Source organism: Bartonella sp. MU70NMGDW (assembly GCF_042194085.1).
In the GTDB taxonomy this organism is placed as follows: Bacteria; Pseudomonadota; Alphaproteobacteria; order Rhizobiales; family Rhizobiaceae; genus Bartonella; species Bartonella grahamii.
This window is the reverse complement of record NZ_JBHIMK010000276.1, coordinates 1-1,520: the sequence shown is the minus strand read 5'-3', so window position 1 is coordinate 1,520 and position 1,520 is coordinate 1. Positions and strand designations below refer to the sequence as shown.

Here is a 1,520-nt window from a genome sequence, read left to right as displayed (position 1 = left end):
AAGAGCAGCAACAGATAACGCTAGAAAAGCAAAGATAAATAACCAACGATAGCGCAAAAGATAAGGAAAAAAAATTGCAAGCGAAGAGAATGAAGATTTCTTAGGGGAAGGCTTTGTAGATTTTTCTGAACGATAACGTAATGTCATAAAATTTTGCTCACTGTGTTGGATTTATAACACTTGATACAATGATGCATCTTGAACACTTGTTTTTTGATGCGTGCTCAGCTATAGGAATAAATACTTTAATCAATGTATCAAAAAGACAAAGAAAGCGCACTTAAAAAATCGAGCAAGTGCTATTTCATTCTATAAAAGCAAAAGGTTTGACGCATGAAAGCGAATATTCATCCCAACTATCACACAATTACCGTTGTTATGACGGATGGAACTCAATATACGACGCGCTCTACTTGGGGAAAAGAAGGCGATACTCTTAATCTAGATATTGATCCAAGAACGCATCCGGCATGGACAGGTGGCTCCCAAACACTCGTAGATCGCGGTGGTCGTCTTTCTAAATTCAAAAATCGTTTTGGTAATATTGGCATGTAAAAGCCTATTACTGATTATAAAGAGCACAGGTTTAAAAAAAATGATTGCCCTATTGTTAAGTGATTGGTTTTTTTATGCTGTAAAGAGTGCACTTTAAATATTAATTCAAAAACGCATCCAATATAAATAGATGGAATCTTAGAGACTAATAAATCTTGGTGGCTGCGTTTTTTAAATTTAAAAATCAGTTTGAAATACACGCATAAATCCTTTCTCGTAGAGTATAAAGACTTGAAATAAAATAATTGCAAACTTTTCATCTTTTTTTTGGAACTGAACATACTCATGAAGAGGACATTCTTGTCGCCGCTAAAGCAGCTAATGCACTTGAATTTATTCAAGCTTTACTAGGTGGCTTTGATACGCAAGTAGGGGAACGTGGTACCATGCTTTCTGAGGGCAAAAACAACGCATCGGTATTGCACGGGCGATTTTAAGAAATGCACCCCTCTTTCTGCAATCGGGAACCATCATTATATTTGCCAACTCGTCGATGTTGCTACAGCCTTTGGCACTTGAGGCGATTTACTATAGGCATTTTAAGCCCTTTCTTAATAGTTTTTTTAATTCATGCGGGCTCTCCCTGCTTGTAAAGTGCAAAAGACATGGTTTTGGTTGATTCAACATGGAACAGGTTTGAAATGAGAGAATCTTACGGTATTCGGGATTCTCATTCAACATACAAAACAATGAATTATTATTATAAATCAAACTTTTACTGCTTGATGAAGCAACATTTTCTTTAGATGCAAACAGTGAAAAGTTAGTGCAAGATGCCTTAGAAGGATTGATGCAAATCATACAACCTTGGTCATTGCACATCGTTTGGCAACAATTTTAAAAGCTGATCGTATTCTCGTGATGAATAAAGGCGCTCTTGTGGAAGAAGGAACCCATGCAGAACTTGTGGCAAAAAATGGCGTCTATGCTTACCTCGCAAAACTCCAATTTTCACCGGAGTAAGT

General features: G+C 36.7%; 2 protein-coding genes and 1 pseudogene. All 3 read left to right on the top strand.

Annotated elements, in window-relative coordinates:
- Positions 1 to 333 precede the first annotated feature (333 nt).
- Complete coding sequence (gene rpmE, locus ACFIKE_RS10420) at positions 334 to 555, top strand: 50S ribosomal protein L31 (RefSeq protein WP_330168255.1); 222 nt, start codon at positions 334 to 336, stop codon at positions 553 to 555.
- A 245-nt stretch (positions 556 to 800) separates the two neighbouring features.
- Positions 801 to 992: a hypothetical protein gene (locus ACFIKE_RS10415; protein ID WP_375649801.1), complete on the top strand. Its 192-nt coding sequence runs from the start codon at positions 801 to 803 to the stop codon at positions 990 to 992.
- A 275-nt stretch (positions 993 to 1,267) separates the two neighbouring features.
- Positions 1,268 to 1,518: pseudogene (locus ACFIKE_RS10410) on the top strand (ABC transporter); the annotation flags it as partial.
- Positions 1,519 to 1,520 lie beyond the last annotated feature (2 nt).

Bases quoted from the DNA above. Each gene is read 5' to 3' on its own strand.
- rpmE (WP_330168255.1), top strand. From the start codon at position 334: ATGAAAGCGAATATTCATCCCAACTATCACACAATTACCGTTGTTATG.